This window comes from Halorubrum rutilum (assembly GCF_024494565.1).
In genome coordinates this window covers 276,249-289,366 of the sequence record NZ_JANHDN010000004.1, presented here as the reverse complement: position 1 = coordinate 289,366, position 13,118 = coordinate 276,249, and the positions used below count along the sequence as shown (strand labels likewise).

Annotated in this window: 11 protein-coding genes; 3 read left to right on the top strand and 8 right to left on the bottom strand. The window is 71.4% G+C overall.

Annotated features, from left to right (window positions below; all coding sequences use genetic code 11):
* Positions 1-388 precede the first annotated feature (388 nt).
* Genes NO900_RS10575 through NO900_RS10565 form a run of 3 tightly spaced genes read right to left on the bottom strand, consistent with a single transcriptional unit; the run spans position 389 to position 3,644 of the window.
* A complete protein-coding gene (locus tag NO900_RS10575) occupies positions 389-1,006 on the bottom strand; it encodes a dolichol kinase (protein ID WP_256409189.1) in 618 nt (205 codons plus the stop codon).
* A gap of 4 nt (positions 1,007-1,010) precedes the next feature.
* A complete protein-coding gene (gene glyS, locus NO900_RS10570) occupies positions 1,011-2,795 on the bottom strand; it encodes a glycine--tRNA ligase (protein ID WP_256409188.1) in 1,785 nt (594 codons plus the stop codon).
* Positions 2,796-3,644: a CBS domain-containing protein gene (locus NO900_RS10565; RefSeq protein WP_256409187.1), complete on the bottom strand. Its 849-nt coding sequence runs from the start codon at positions 3,642-3,644 to the stop codon at positions 2,796-2,798.
* A 316-nt stretch (positions 3,645-3,960) separates the two neighbouring features.
* On the opposite strand from NO900_RS10565, the gene NO900_RS10560 reads away from it, so the two are divergent.
* Positions 3,961-4,182: a DUF7556 family protein gene (locus NO900_RS10560; protein WP_256409186.1), complete on the top strand. Its 222-nt coding sequence runs from the start codon at positions 3,961-3,963 to the stop codon at positions 4,180-4,182.
* 46 nt (positions 4,183-4,228) lie between these two features.
* Here NO900_RS10560 and NO900_RS10555 read toward each other — a convergent pair whose 3' ends face one another.
* From NO900_RS10555 to NO900_RS10545, 3 genes are all read right to left on the bottom strand, one after another.
* Positions 4,229-5,134, bottom strand: a complete 906-nt coding sequence (locus tag NO900_RS10555) for a ketopantoate reductase family protein (RefSeq protein WP_256409185.1) — start codon at positions 5,132-5,134, stop codon at positions 4,229-4,231.
* A gap of 89 nt (positions 5,135-5,223) precedes the next feature.
* On the bottom strand, positions 5,224-6,492 hold the full coding sequence (locus NO900_RS10550) for a threonine synthase (RefSeq protein WP_256409184.1): 1,269 nt from the start codon (positions 6,490-6,492) through the stop codon (positions 5,224-5,226).
* Complete coding sequence (locus NO900_RS10545) at positions 6,492-7,448, bottom strand: succinylglutamate desuccinylase/aspartoacylase family protein (RefSeq protein WP_256409183.1); 957 nt, start codon at positions 7,446-7,448, stop codon at positions 6,492-6,494. Before NO900_RS10545 ends, NO900_RS10550 begins: the two co-directional genes overlap by 1 nt.
* Positions 7,449-7,649: 201 nt before the next feature.
* On the opposite strand from NO900_RS10545, the gene NO900_RS10540 reads away from it, so the two are divergent.
* Positions 7,650-9,788: a caspase family protein gene (locus tag NO900_RS10540; protein ID WP_256409182.1), complete on the top strand. Its 2,139-nt coding sequence runs from the start codon at positions 7,650-7,652 to the stop codon at positions 9,786-9,788.
* Here NO900_RS10540 and NO900_RS10535 read toward each other — a convergent pair.
* Positions 9,772-9,903 carry a DUF7503 family protein gene (locus tag NO900_RS10535; protein WP_256409181.1) on the bottom strand — a complete coding sequence of 44 codons (132 nt, stop codon included), beginning with the start codon at positions 9,901-9,903 and terminating at the stop codon, positions 9,772-9,774. The genes NO900_RS10540 and NO900_RS10535 overlap by 17 nt on opposite strands.
* A 176-nt stretch (positions 9,904-10,079) precedes the next feature.
* Here NO900_RS10535 and NO900_RS10530 point away from each other — a divergent pair, with 176 nt between their 5' ends.
* Positions 10,080-11,426 carry an MFS transporter gene (locus tag NO900_RS10530; protein WP_256409180.1) on the top strand — a complete coding sequence of 449 codons (1,347 nt, stop codon included), beginning with the start codon at positions 10,080-10,082 and terminating at the stop codon, positions 11,424-11,426.
* Between the two features lie 87 nt (positions 11,427-11,513).
* On the opposite strand, the gene NO900_RS10525 is transcribed toward NO900_RS10530, so the two are convergent.
* Positions 11,514-13,118 (bottom strand): methyl-accepting chemotaxis protein, encoded by a 1,605-nt coding sequence (locus NO900_RS10525; protein ID WP_256409179.1) that lies wholly within the window; start codon positions 13,116-13,118, stop codon positions 11,514-11,516.

Genomic DNA, 13,118 nt, shown 5'->3' with positions numbered 1-13,118 from the left:
TATAAATTGTTGATGTCGTGATGACGACCTCCAAAGCCCCAGCCGTGAGGCGGGCGCACGCTCGCTGCGCGCTTCAGTCGCTCGCGGTGCTCGCTCCTTCCAGTGCTTACGTCGCCTGCGCCCGCCTCACGGCTGCCCCTTTGAGTCCCACCCCGTACCGCAACCGCACCTCATGCCTCCCCAGCCTCGTCACCGGACTACGTCCGGTTGCAAGCGAGAGCGAAGCTCTCGCCCTGTCGCTGGCGCCGCCGGCGCCAGCGACTCCCTCGCACGCGCTCCTCGTGGCCGCCGGAGGCGACCACTCGGAGGCGCGCGCCGCCGCGACTGTTTGTTTATAAACGGCCACCGCTCTCCTCGCTCGTAAACGAGCCGTGAGCCGTCCCGCAGGCTACCCCAACACCGCGATCGCGAGGAGCATCCCCCCGGCGGCGGCGGGCGGGATGGTGAGGTTGTCGTCGATCGCGACCCCGCGGACGATCGGGGGGAGCCCGTCGGCGACGGCGGCGGGGGCGGCGCCGGCGATCGCGACGGCGACGCCCACGTCGGGGCCGAACGCGGGGATCGTAAAGGGGACGGCGAGCCCGAAGCAGACGAGGAACATCGCGATCCACGCGGCGGGCCGCTTCGCCTCCGTGGCCTCGTTGTCCGCGAGCGCGCCGCTGACGGGGTCGCCCACGGACAGCATCCACATCGCGGGGATCGCGATCGTCGGCTCCAGGAGGAGGACCGCGCCGGTCATGCTCACCTGGTATAACGCGTAGCCGGCGAGCGCGTCCGACTCGTACTCCCGGGTGAGCTTCCGGTAGAGGGGGTGGTCGAGCCCGACGACGAGCCGGAGGAACTCCAGCGAGAGGACGACGGCGAGCGCGGCCACGAGGAAGTAGCGCGTCTCGGTCCACGTGAACCAGCCGAGCAGGTACGGCACCGGGTAGAGGGTCCCCCCGGCGTGGACCAGCCGCCGCTCGAACTCCACCTCGGCCCGCCACGCCGTCGCCGGGAGGGGCACGGGTTCAGTTCGTCTCGACGTCCGTCTCGACGGTCTCGTACCGGTCCAGCAGCGCGTCGAACGGCTCGCCCGCGCGGAGCGCGGCCAGCTCGGCGGCGAGGTCGTCCGCGGGCACCCGGACCTGCGCCGCCGAGTCGCGCTCGCGGACGGTGACGGTGTCGGGGCCGTCGCCCTTGATCCCGTCGCGGTCGACCGTGACGCAGAACGGCGTACCGACCTCGTCCTGCCGCCGGTAGCGCCGCCCGATCGAACCGGAGTCGTCGTACGCCACCGCGAGCCCCGCGGCCCGCAGGTCGCTCGCGACGCGCTCGGCGAGGCCGACGAGGCGGTCGTCGTTTGTCACCAGCGGGAACACCGCGGCGTCCTGCGGCGCGATCTCGGGCTCCAGGGAGAGGTACGTCCGCGACTCGCCGTCGACCTCGTCCTCGCGGTAGCCGTGCGCGAGGAGCGTCTGGACGGTGCGACCCACGCCGAAGGAGGGCTCGACGACGTGCGGCGTGATGTGCTCGCCGCTCTCGGTCGTCTCCTCGACGGCGAAGTTCGCGACGTCGACGTCGACCTCGCGCGTCTCCCCGTTCACGTCGACCGCCACCGTCTCGCCGTCGAAGGCGTCGGGGTCCCGCTCGGCGAGCGTCTGTAAGGCCTCGGCGACCGCGCCGGCGTCGCCGCCGAACTCGGGCCCGAGGACGGACATGTCGGGGTCGACCGTCGCGCGCTCGACCGTCTTCGGCTCGTCGTAGCGCTTGAAGACGGTGAAGGAGTCGTCGCCGTACTCGCCGTGCTTCGAGAGGTCGTAGTCGCCGCGGTAGGCGAAGCCGGCGATCTCGATCCAGTCGCCGTCGACCTCGCTCTCCGCGTCCCAGCAGTCGGCCGCGTAGTGGGCGCGCTCGCCGGCGAGGTGCTGGCGGAAGCGGAACCGCTCGGTGTCGACGCCGACGCGCTCGTACCACGCCTGCGCGACGCCGAGGTAGTAGCCGACCCACGGGGAGCCGATGACGCCCTCGTCGACCGCCTCGCCGACCGTCGTGTTCAGGTAGTCGCCGTCTTCGGCCTCCTGCTCGGTTGCGGGGTACAGCCGGACCTCCACGTCGCGCACCCGGTCGAGCGGCGGCTCGTCCTCCTCGGGGTCGATGAACTGCTCTAACTCCGCCTGCGTGAACTCGCGCAGCCGGAGGAGCCCGCCGCGCGGCGAGATCTCGTTGCGGTAGGCGGGACCGATCTGCGTGATCCCGAACGGGAGGTTCCCGCGGGCGTACTCCTTCAGCCGCGGGAACTCGACGAAGATCCCCTGCGCCGTCTCCGGGCGGAGGTAGCCGGGCTGGGCGTCGCCCGGTCCGATGTCGGTCGCGAACATCAGGTTGAACGCCTCCACCGGCTCGCCGGCGAGGGGGGTGCCGCAGGACGGGCAGGCGACGTCGTTGTCGGCGATGAGGCCCTCGACCTCCTCGCCGGGGAGCGCCTCGGCGTCCTCGATCTCCGTGGCCGCCTCCACGAGGTGGTCGGCGCGGTGCGACTCGCCGCACTCGCCGCACTCGACGAGCATGTCGTCGAACCCCTCCAGGTGGCCGGAGGCCTCGAAGACGGGCTCCGGCATCACCGTCGGCGCCTCGATCTCGCGGTTCCCCTCCTGGATGGTGAACCGGTCGCGCCACGCGTCCTCCAAGTTCCGCTTCAGCGCCGCGCCCTGCGGGCCGAACGTGTAGAAGCCGGCGGTGCCGCCGTACGCGCCGTTCGAGCCGAAGAAGAAGCCGCGCCGCTTCGCCAGCTCGACGAGGTCGTCCGCGGCCATCTAGAGGCCCTCCAGCAGGTCGACGTCGCGCACGATGCCGTCGAGGTCCGTGCCGCTGACGAGGGGGACCTGCTCGATGTCGTTGCTGATGAGCTCCTGGGCGACCTCCTTTGCGGTCCGGGTGCCGCTGACCGTGATCAGGTCCTCCGTCATGAAGTGGCGCGTGGGCTCCGCCGGGAGCTCCACGTTGCGGGTCGGGAGGTAGCGCGCGCCGGTCGCCTTGATCCCCTCCCAGGACCACTCGGAGTCCTGCTCGGCGATGGAGTCGCCCGTGCTCGCCTCGCCCTCGACGACGCGGGCGACCGCCAGCACGTCGACCTCGGTGAGCATCCCCGCGATCGCGGCGTCGTCGTCGAGCACGACGGCGTAGGGAACGTTCGCGAGCCCGATCTCCCGCTCGGCGACCGGCAGCGGCGTCTCCGTGTGGGTCGCGTTGACTGCCCGGGTCGCGAGCCCGCCCACCTCGGCGTCGCCGTCGATCTCGCCGCGGGCGATCGCCCGCACCACGTCGGTAACCGTGAGGATTCCGACGAGGGACTCGCCGTCGACGACCGGGAGGCGGCGCGACGACTCCGCGACCATCGTGGCCGCGGCGTCGACGATGTCGTCGTCGGCGCCGACGGTCGGGACCTCCCGCATCAGCAGCGCGAGCTGGTCCTCGTCCGGCTGCTCGATGAGGTCGTCGCGGGTGACGAGGCCGCGGTACACCTCGTCGCCGTCGACGTCCTTCACGACGGGGACCGAGGAGAAGCCGTGCTCCTGGATGTACTCCAGCACGTCGTTCCGGCTCCCCGGGATCTCGACGACGACGAGATCCGACCGCGGCGTCATGGCGTCTGATACGTTCATGCACCGTCTTTCAGCGTGACACCTCTTGTATACTGCGAAGGTGGTCGGCGACGGCGCGGGGAAGGGTCGCCGCCGTCGGCGCCGCTCGGATCCCGGAGGCGAGGCGCACACCCGACAGCGATCCGACCGGTCCGCCGCTCGACCGGTCCGCCGCTCGACCGGTCCGTCGGATCGACGCCGGACCGAGGCCGGGACCCGTCCGATCGACGGCGTCAGTCCGGATTCGCCGTCGATCCGTTCGCTCGGACCGGGAATTCGCCGACTGCGGACGTCTCCGGTTCGGAACGCTTATACCTACTGTGAACAATTAACAACCATGTCACGGAGTTCCACTCCTTGGGACGACCCGGACCCCGATCACCGTCGGACCGCGCTGCCGGCGGGTCCGACGCTCGACGCCGACGACTCGCCGGACGTGATGGCGTCGATCGACTCCTCGGCGTCGCGACCGGAGCTCGTGATCGCGGACGTCTCGCGGGAGAACGCGTGGGTCTCGGTCGACGAGACCGACGCGACCGTCCTCGAAGAGTGGTGCTGAGCCGGTAGCCGGTCGCCGCGGTCGCCTCGCGCGACCCCCATGACCGTCAGGCGGACTCGCGGACCCCTTCTCCGAGTTCCCACGCCCGGATCAGCGACGCCAGCGTCCGGCACGTCGGCGCCGCGGTCCCGAAGCGGTCCGCGCGGTCGACGACGGCGCCGTAGATCGCGTCGACCTCGGTCCGCCGCCCCTCGGCGACGTCCTCGTGCATCGACGAGCGGTTAGCGGCGGTGTCGTCGGCGACGCGCTCGACGGCCGCGACCGCCTCGTCCCCGCCGAGGTCCACGCCGTCGGCGCGCGCGACGCGGGCCACCTCGCGGGCCGCCTCGCGCGCGACCTCGCCGCCCGGTCCGTCGAGCGTCGCGCCGTTGGCGAGGCGCGCGAGCGCCGAGGGACCGTTGATCCCCGCGTTGACCGCGAGCTTCTCGTACCGGCGGCGGGGCATGTCCGCGGCGACGGTCGCCTCGATCCCGGCCTCGTCGAACGCGGCGCCGACGCGCTCCGCGAGCGGGTCCCGACCGCCGGCGAGCGAGCCGACGACGACCTCGCCGGTCCCCGTGCACGTCACCCGGCCGGGCTCGGCGAGCAGGGCGCCGTAGCTCGCGGTGCCCGCGAGCACGGTCGGGTCGAGCGCGGCGACGAGCCGCTCCTCCGTGAGCCCGTTCTGGAGCGAGCAGACCGCGTCGTACTCGCCGGTCGCGAGCGCCCGCGCCGCCGCGTCCGTGTCGTACGCCTTCGTCGTGACGAGGGCGAGATCGGCGCCGCGGTGCGTCCCGTCGGTGAGCGCTCGGGGGCGAACGCGCGCCTCGATCTCCCCGTCGATCCGGAGCCCGTCCCCTCGGATCCGCCGCATGTGGGGGTCGCGTCCGACGAGGGTGACGTCGTGGGCCCGGGCCAGCAGCCCGCCGATCAGGCTCCCGAGCGCGCCGGCGCCGTAGACGAGGACCTCCATACGCATCACCACGAGGCGCGACTGAAAAGGCGTGACGGTGGTGACGGCGCCCGGGCGTCGAACTCGCCCCGGCGCGGTCGGCGGCGCGGTCAGCCCTTCAGTCCGCTGCCGGTCAGCGGGACGACGACGTCGTCGTCGGGCGCGAGGACCCCGCGCTCGCGGAGCTCCCGGAGCGCGGCCGGCGCGACGGCGCAGGTCGGCTCGGTGTAAAAGCCCGCCCGGTGAAGGCGGTCGAGCTCGCGCTCGGCCGCCGACTCGGTCACCGCGAGCGCGTCGCCGTCGGTCTCCGCGATCGCGTCGAGGATCTCCCGCTTCCGAACCGGCTCCGCGATCTGGATCCCGTCGGCCGCGGCGTTGACGCGCCCCCCGGGGTCGGCCGCTTCGGCCCCGTGCAGCTCGCGGACGATCGGGGCGATCCCGGCCGCCTGCGCGCCGAACAGCCGCGGGACCGAGTCCGTCCAGCCCGCCCGCTCCAGCCGCCGGAACCCCCGGTACGCGCCGAGGAACAGGGTCCCGTGCCCGAGCGGGGCGACGACCGCGTCCGGGGCCTCCCAGCCGCGCTGGGCGGCGATCTCGTAGGCGACGGTGGCGGTCCCCTCGAAGAAGGCCGGGTTCCACGCGTGGCTGGCGTACCACGCGGAGCCCTCGGAACTCCCGTCCGTTCCGCCCGCGGTCCCTCCCTCTCGCCCGCCGTCCCCGAGCGCGGCGACGCAGGCGTCGGTCACGTCCCCCCGACTCCCCTCGATCCGGACCGGCTCCGCGCCGGCGCGGCGGATCGCGCGGAGCTTCGACTCCTTGACGTCGGCCGGGACGTACACCGCGGCGTCGATCCCCGCCCGGGCCGCGTACGTCGCGATCGCCGCGCCGGCGTTGCCCGAGGAGTCCTCGACGACGCGGTCGACGCCGAGCTCGCGGGCGCGCGTGAGCGTCGTCGTCGCGCCCCGGTCCTTGAACGACCCCGTCGGGAAGACGTACTCCAGCTTGAACGCGGCGTTCCACGCCTTCCCGTCGGCTCCGGCGTCGCCCCGCGGACCGTCCGCGTCGACGAGCGGCGTCCCCCCCTCGCCGAGCGTCACCCGGTCGGCCGGGTCGTCGCCGACCGCGAGGAACGGCGCGAACGCCCAGAGTCCGTCCCCGTCGCTGACGCCGAGCGGCTCGTCCCCCTCCGCCGGCTCCGGTGCCGGGCGACCCGGCTCCGGCACCGGTCGATCCGGGACCGGCGGATCGGCGAAGTTCAGCGGGGCGCTGCACTCGCAGCGCCACCGGTCGGCGACGGTCGCGCCGCAGTCGGAACAGGCGAGCCGCCTCGGGGTCGCGCCGCCCTCCTCCCCTCCCTCCGGCCCGTCGTCGGCCGCCATCAGTACCGGTCGACGTTGGTGCCGACCGAGCAGACGTACTCGCCGGCGGCGACCTGCGGGAGCCGTCGGGTGCGCCAGAAGATCCCGTCGTCGTCGGCGGTCACGCGGCCCTTCAGCTCGCCGAAGGTGTCCGTCACCTCGAAGAGGGCGTCGCCGGCCGAGACGCGCTCACCGAGGTCCCGCTGGAACCGGACGAGCCCGCCCGCGGGCGACCCGTACTGGTCGAACCCGCGCGCCCGGACCTGCCGCTCGAGGTCGACGTCGCCGTCGAGGAAGCCGTGGTGTCGGAGCACGTTGAACACCCCCTCGACGCCGTACCGGATCGACTCCTCGTCCCAGCCGACGGCGCCGCCGAGCTCGGGGTCGATCGTCGGGATCCCGTGCTCCGGGCCCGCCCGCGCGAGCTGGCCGTCCGGGCCCTTGATGTCGAGGACGTGCCCGCAGCCGAAGGCCTTCGCGAGCTCCAGGCAGTCCCCGTGGAGATGGTGGCGGATCCCGCACCGCACCCGCGTCTCGTTTATCATCCGACTGGTCGACCCCTGATGGAGGTCGAGGATGTAGTCCGCGCGCTTCGCCGCCTGGAACGTCGCGTGGGCGATCCGCTCGCTGGTCGTCCCGTCCTCGTCGCCGGGGTACCCCCGGTTCATCTTCCGGTCGTCGATCGGGTTCCGGTGTTCCGCGACCTGGAATCCGAAGTAGTTGACGATGCCGACGACGAGGACCGCGCCCGACAGCTCCGTCGGGTCGAGCCGCGGGACGACGCGGTTGACGACCCCCAGCCCGTTGAGCTCGTCGCCGTCGCTGACCGCCTGCACGTACAGCGTCTGTCCGTCCGTCGCGCCGTTGACGACGGCGACCGGCAGCCGCACGGGGCTCCCGTCCCGCGTCTCGCCCACTTCGAGACGGCCCGTATCCGTCTCGCCCGGCGGGGCGCGGGCCGTTCCAAGCGTGATCATTACGCGAACGTGGGCCGGCCGCCCCTTTATCCGTTCGGTCTACGGCGATCCACCGACACAAGCTTTATCGCCGTCTCGGCCGACGAACCGGTACCGAAGGTCGCGTTCGCCGAGCGCTCCGGTCCGTCTCGCCCCCTGACCGGCCGAACCGGACTCGCCGATCTGACCGGCCCGACCGGTAGTCGGACGCGGTCCACTCACATGAGCATCGACATCGACCCGCTGTCGGACGACGCCGGACTCGCGGTCACGGACCACATCGAGAACACCCAGTTCGAGGTGTACACCGACCGGACCGTCGAACCCCGCCCGAACCCCGCGGACGCCCACTACTTCCCCGTCGACGCCAGCGTCACCGTCGAGACCGCGTCCGTCGAGATCCCGCGCGTCGCGGTCGTCGAGACGCGCGACGGCGACGGTGCGCTCCTCACCCGAGGCGACGCCTACGACATGCCGCCCGGGACGTACCACGTCGGCATCGATCCGGCGCCGACCAAGCTGTACCTCGCGTTCGAGGCCGGCTTCTCGGTGTCGACGACGGACCGGACCACGCGGATCGACCTCGACGCGCCGAGCGAGGTCGCGCTCGGCTTCCGCTCGCTCCACCAGGTGCCCGCCGGCACCGTCGAGACGCCGACCGACCCCGAGTCGCTGATGGACGCCGTCTCGCTGCTCGGCTCCGCGCTCCAGACGACGAGCCCGGAGCGGTCGTTCCCCACCCTCCGCGGCCATCCCCCGCTGATCGGGCCGGGCGACGAGCTGCGCGTGCCCGACCCGATCGAACCGCCGGACTCCGGGGTCCGGATCGTCGTGCCGCCGACGTACGAACGCCTGTATCCGGTCGTCTCGCTCGCGTACTACTTCGCGGCCGACGTCGTCCCCGGGGAGGCGCCCCGGATCGAGGGCGACGGCTGGACGCACTACTTGGAGCCCGACTTCGAGCGTCGGACCGCCGAGGTCCTCCGGCAGTCGTTCCACCTCGACTGCCTCGCCCGCACCGAGGGGTTCTATCCGGTCGACCTCCACGAGCGACAGGCGACCGACGTCGACCTCGACTGGGGCCGGCTGTACGACCTCCCCCTCGCGGAGCGGCTGGGCGAGTACCTCGCGGTCCCCTTCGAGCGCGTCGAGCCGGAGCTCCCGCAGTGGACGCTGACGACCGACGTGCGACCCGACCCCGGGAACGTGGAGATGCTCCCGTTCGTCGCCGGCGAGCTGTCCGTCGTCCGGTCGCCGGAGACGGCCACTCCGGCGACCGCGAGCGAGGGGGGCGGCGTCGGGTTCTTCCGCGGGCCGGACGGCGATCCCGCACCGGTTCCGGCGTCGACCGGCCCGGACGAGTTCGTCCGGGGCGCCGCCGAGCCCGAGCCCGTTCGCGGCGCCGACGCCCCGGCCGACCGCGGCGCGGTACCGGCCGACGCCGACTTCGTGCGGCCCGAGCCGGTCGACACCGTCGAGCACGCGTGGGTCGGCGACGGCGTCCCGCTCGACGCCAACAAGGCCACCCTCGACGCGTACCACCGCCGGCTGGAGGCGGGCGCGGTCGAGCAGTCGCGGATCTCCGTCTTGGTCGTCTGCAACGACGAGCAGATGCGCGAGGAGGGCGCGGTCGCGGACCTGTACGGCCTCCGCGACATGGTCCAGTTCGACATCGAGGTGCGCCACGACCTCACCCGCGCGGAGATGCGCGAGGCGCTCCGGTCCGACGTCGACTTCCTCCACTACGTCGGCCACGTCGACCACCGCGGGATGCAGTGTACCGACGACTACCTCGACCTGACCGACGAGGAGCTCGACGTCGGCGTCAGCGCCTTCCTGCTCAACGCCTGCCAGTCCTATCAGCAGGGCGAGGCCCTCGTCCACCGCGGCTCCCGCGGCGGTATCGTCACCCTCTCCGACGTGGCGAACTCGCCGGCCACCCAGCTCGGCCGCATCATCGCGCGCCTGATGAACACCGGGTTCAACCTCCGCACCGCGCTTCACGTGGCGAAACGGGAGCTGATCACCGGACATCAGTACATCGTCGTCGGGGACGGCGGGACGACGATCTGTCAGAGCCGAAGTGGAGTAGCACTTGTCCTTAATTTAAGAGATCATGGTACAGACTGCTGGAGTCTGACTGCAGAGACATACCCTAATGGCCCGTATGGAACGGGCTCGCTGACATACCTGAATTTAGACAGCGACAATAATAATCACATTGTTCCTTCAAAAATAACCGCAAAAAAGGTCTCAACCGCTGAGGTTGAGCAGTTCCTGAATATGGAAGATACGCCGATCTTCCACGATGGGGAACTCACTTGGAACGACAGCTTTGATGGACTTACGGACCTGGGGTAGTAGCCGCTTGGTTCGCCGCCGCGGGCGCCGCCTGCGTCAGCAGGAGGAGCGCGGTGAACAGGACGCCGGCCATTTTCGGGTGCTCTGCCACGTACTCCGCTACACTTTCGTGCATATTTCACAAAAAATCGCGCGTAATTAAAGAATAAATTATTCTGCGGTGACTGGTTTTACATATTTGAATATCAAATATTATGAATAAATTTATTGCCGGCCGAGCCGCTCGACTTCTTCGACCTCGCTCGGCCGTATCACCGGTGTATTGAAGGTCGTTTCGTCACAGTTCCCGGTATGGGAACGGGTGACGACGTCGACCTCCTCGACCCGTTCCGGCAGTTCCTCTCGCTGCGGCGGGACGTGCTCGTGCTGTCGCTCGCGATGTTCGCGTTCAGCCTCGGCTTCCAGATGACGAACCGGTACGTCCCGGAGTACATGTCGGCGCTGGGCGCGAGCGCGTTCGTCGTCGGGCTGTTCGGGACCGTCGGCAACGTCATCGGCGCCGTCTACCCGTACCCGGGCGGCCGGCTCTCGGACCGGATCGGATCGCGGGTCGCGCTCACGCTGTTCGGGCTGGTGTCGAGCCTGGGGTTCGGCGTGTGGCTCGCCGCGCCGACCCTCGGGACCGTGACGGTCGGGGGCGTCGCCTTCGAGCCGTGGATCTGGATCTTCGTCGGCCTCTTCCTCGCGCAGGCGTGGAAGTCGTTCGGGCTCGGCGCGACGTTCGCGATCGTCAAGCAGTCGGTGCCGCCGGAGCGGCTGGCGCGCGGGTTCGCGAGCACGGAGGTGTTCCGCCGGACCGCGTTCCTGATCGGGCCGCTGATCGCGGCGGGGATCATCCAGTACGCCGCCGACTTCACCGTGAGCTTCCAGTACGTGCTCGCGGTGGCGCTCCTGTTCGGCGTCGTCGCCACCGCGCTCCAACACGTCCTCTACGACGCCGAGGGTGACACGCTCGGCAAGGAGTTCGAGGGGGTGAGCGAGGTGGTCGCGGACCTCCGGCGCCTCCCGCCGGAGCTCCGCCCGCTGCTCGTCGGCGACACGCTGGTGCGGTTCGCGAACGGGATGGTGTACGTCTTCTTCGTCATCGTGATCACGCGGTTCCTCGAAGTGGGGATCGACGTCGGCCCCGTCTCGCTGTCACCGGCGGCCTTCTTCGGCGTGCTGCTGGCAATCGAGATGCTGGTCGCGCTCGTCTCCATGCCACCCGCGGCGTTGGCCGCCGAGCGGGTCGGGCTCAAGCCGGTCGTCGCGCTCGGCTTCCTCGTGTACGCGGTCTTCCCGGTGCTCCTCATCAACGTCCCGGCCGACACGCCGCTGACCGCGCCGCTCGTCGTCGCGCTGTTCGCGTTCTCCGGGCTCCGGTTCGCCGGGCTCCCCGCGCACAAGGCCCTGATCGTCGGGCCCGCAGAGCGCGACACGGGCGGCCGCGTCTCGGGGTCGTACTACCTCCTCCGCAACGCGGTCGTCATCCCGAGCGCGGCGCTCGGCGGGCTGCTCTACGGCGGGTTCTCGGTGCCGGGGACCGAGGTCGCTGTCGCCGGGAGCCCCACGGTCGCCTTCGGACTCGCAAGCGCGGTCGGGCTCGTCGGCGTCGCGTACTTCGCGCTGTTCGGCGAGGAGTACGACGCGTACGCGTGAGACCCGAGCGCGCTCGGAGGAGCCGGCTCGACCGGCGTCGTCGCCTCGCGGATCGACTCGGTCGGCGGCGGCGCCTCGCGGGTCGACTCAGTCGTCGTCCGCGGCGCCCGGAACGGAGCCGGCCGCGTCGGGCCCCGCGACCGCGCCGTCGCCGCCGTCGAACGATTCGAGCCGCTCCCGGAGCCGGCGGGTCCGACGGGAGAGGTCGTCGATCCGGTCGCTCACCGCGTCGAGGTCGTCGTTCTGCTCTTCGACCAGCTTGGCGGCGTCCGCGGCCTCCGCGGTGGACGCCTCGCTCAGCTCCGCGACCTCGTCCATCATCGCGACGGTCTCCTCCGTCGCCGTCGCCTGCTCGTCGGTCGCCTTGCTGATCGACTGGACGCCGTCGTTCGCGTCCTCGACCGTGTCGACCATCTCCAGCAGGAGCTCCGCCGAGTCGTCGATCGTCTCGACGCCGCGCTCGACGCGCTCGCCGGTTTCGCGCATCTCGGAGACGGTCTCGCTGGCGGTCGACTGCAGCGTCTCGATCCGCGTCTCGATCTCGTCGGTCTTCTCCGCGGTCTCCTCCGCGAGGGACTTCACCTCGTTGGCGACGACCTCGAACCCCTCGCTCGCGTCCCCGCCCGCGCCGCCGCCGGCGCGCGCGGCCTCGATGTTGGCGTTCAGCGCGAGGATGTTCGTCTGCTCCGCGATGTCGTCGATGAGCGTCACGATCTCGCCGATGCGGTCCATCTCCGACTCCAGCTGCTCGACCTTCTCGATCGACGCCGCCGTCCGCTCGCGGATCGCCTCCATCTCGGTGACGGCCTCGGTGGCGGCGTCGTTGCCGGCGTTGCCGATCTCGGCGGCGTTCGCCGACTTCGTCGCGACCTCGTCGGACGACGAGGCGATCTCCTCGATCGACGCCGAGAGGTCGGAGAGCTCGCCGGAGGCGTCCCGCACGGTGTCGTACTGGTCGCCCGCGTTGTCGGCGATCCCGTCGATCACCTCGACGACGTCGTCGCCCTGGGACGCCAGCCGCCGCGCCGTGTCGTCGATCTCGGTGCTGGCCTCGTCGACCTCTGCCGCGAACGACCGGACGCCCTCGACGGTCGCCTCCACGTCGCCGATCATGTCGTTGAACGACGCGGCGATCGTCGCCAGCGCCTCCGCGTCGACGTCCTCGTCGGCCCGCACGGAGAGGTCGCCGTCGGCCGCCGCGTCGAACGTCTCGCTCATGCGCTCCGCGCTCGCGGCCAGCGACTCCGCCTGTCGCTCGGCCTCCGCGCGCGCCGCCTCCGCCTCCCGCTGGGCGGTCTCCAGCTCGTCGATCCGCGTCGCGATGGCGTCGCGCATCGAGCGCACGGCCGCGAACAGCCGCCCGACCTCGTCGTACCGCGGCGCGTCGAGGTTCACGTCGAACTCGCCGTCCTCGATCCGCGCCGCCTTCTCGTTGAGGAACCCGAGCGCGCCGGCGGTGTCGCGGACCAGCGTGATCGTCAGCAGCGACGCGCCCACGACCGCGACGAACAGCGTCGTCACCAGCGCTGACAGCACGGCGGACTCGGCCTCGGCGGGTATCGACCCGCGGACCGAGAGCCACCGGGTCCACACCGTTACCCCGAGCAGCAGCGCGAACCCCGCGATGCCGAGGAAGCTCTTGGTGTTGAGGCTACGCGTCAGTATCGAACCGGAAGTGGTCGTGTCCGTCAT

Coding starts and splice junctions, on each gene's coding strand:
- NO900_RS10555 (WP_256409185.1), bottom strand. CDS start 5,134: ATGGAGGTCCTCGTCTACGGCGCCGGCGCGCTCGGGAGCCTGATCGGC.
- NO900_RS10545 (WP_256409183.1), bottom strand. CDS start 7,448: ATGATCACGCTTGGAACGGCCCGCGCCCCGCCGGGCGAGACGGATACG.
- NO900_RS10525 (WP_256409179.1), bottom strand. CDS start 13,118: ATGACGGACACGACCACTTCCGGTTCGATACTGACGCGTAGCCTCAAC.
- NO900_RS10565 (WP_256409187.1), bottom strand. CDS start 3,644: ATGAACGTATCAGACGCCATGACGCCGCGGTCGGATCTCGTCGTCGTC.
- glyS (WP_256409188.1), bottom strand. CDS start 2,795: ATGGCCGCGGACGACCTCGTCGAGCTGGCGAAGCGGCGCGGCTTCTTC.
- NO900_RS10550 (WP_256409184.1), bottom strand. CDS start 6,492: ATGGCGGCCGACGACGGGCCGGAGGGAGGGGAGGAGGGCGGCGCGACC.
- NO900_RS10560 (WP_256409186.1), top strand. CDS start 3,961: ATGTCACGGAGTTCCACTCCTTGGGACGACCCGGACCCCGATCACCGT.
- NO900_RS10540 (WP_256409182.1), top strand. CDS start 7,650: ATGAGCATCGACATCGACCCGCTGTCGGACGACGCCGGACTCGCGGTC.
- NO900_RS10535 (WP_256409181.1), bottom strand. CDS start 9,903: ATGCACGAAAGTGTAGCGGAGTACGTGGCAGAGCACCCGAAAATGGCC.
- NO900_RS10530 (WP_256409180.1), top strand. CDS start 10,080: ATGGGAACGGGTGACGACGTCGACCTCCTCGACCCGTTCCGGCAGTTC.